This window comes from Bacillus cereus group sp. BfR-BA-01331, assembly GCF_022663915.1.
Lineage (GTDB): Bacteria > Bacillota > Bacilli > Bacillales > Bacillaceae_G > Bacillus_A > Bacillus_A mycoides.
The window spans coordinates 1-370 of record NZ_JAKUGJ010000179.1 but is presented as its reverse complement, the minus strand read 5'-3'; the positions used below and the strand labels follow the sequence as shown (position 1 = coordinate 370).

The following is a 370-nucleotide window of genomic DNA, read 5'->3' as shown; positions in this document are numbered from 1 at the left end:
CGCCCTCGGCACCATATGCGCCCGTAGCTCAATTGGATAGAGCGTTTGACTACGGATCAAGAGGTTAGGGGTTCGACTCCTCTCGGGCGCGCTTTTATTAACGGGAAGTGGCTCAGCTTGGTAGAGCACCTGGTTTGGGACCAGGGGGTCGCAGGTTCAAATCCTGTCTTCCCGATTTTCCCAAAAACATGGGGCCTTAGCTCAGCTGGGAGAGCGCCTGCCTTGCACGCAGGAGGTCAGCGGTTCGATCCCGCTAGGCTCCACTTTATTTTTTATATGTCGGAGGTATACCCAAGTTCGGCTGAAGGGATCGGTCTTGAAAACCGACAGGCGGCGAGAGTCGCGCGGGGGTTCGAATCCCTCTACCTCC

4 tRNA genes are annotated in these 370 nt (G+C 56.5%); all 4 read left to right on the top strand.

The annotated features are described in order from the left end of the window. Positions 1 to 17: 17 nt before the first annotated feature. Positions 18 to 91: transfer RNA gene (locus MR155_RS31555), tRNA-Arg, on the top strand. A gap of 10 nt (positions 92 to 101) precedes the next feature. Further along, positions 102 to 175, top strand: a tRNA-Pro gene (locus tag MR155_RS31550). Positions 176 to 190: 15 nt separating this feature from the next. Further along, positions 191 to 263 (top strand) — tRNA-Ala (locus MR155_RS31545). An 18-nt stretch (positions 264 to 281) separates the two neighbouring features. Next, a tRNA-Ser gene (locus tag MR155_RS31540) sits at positions 282 to 370 on the top strand.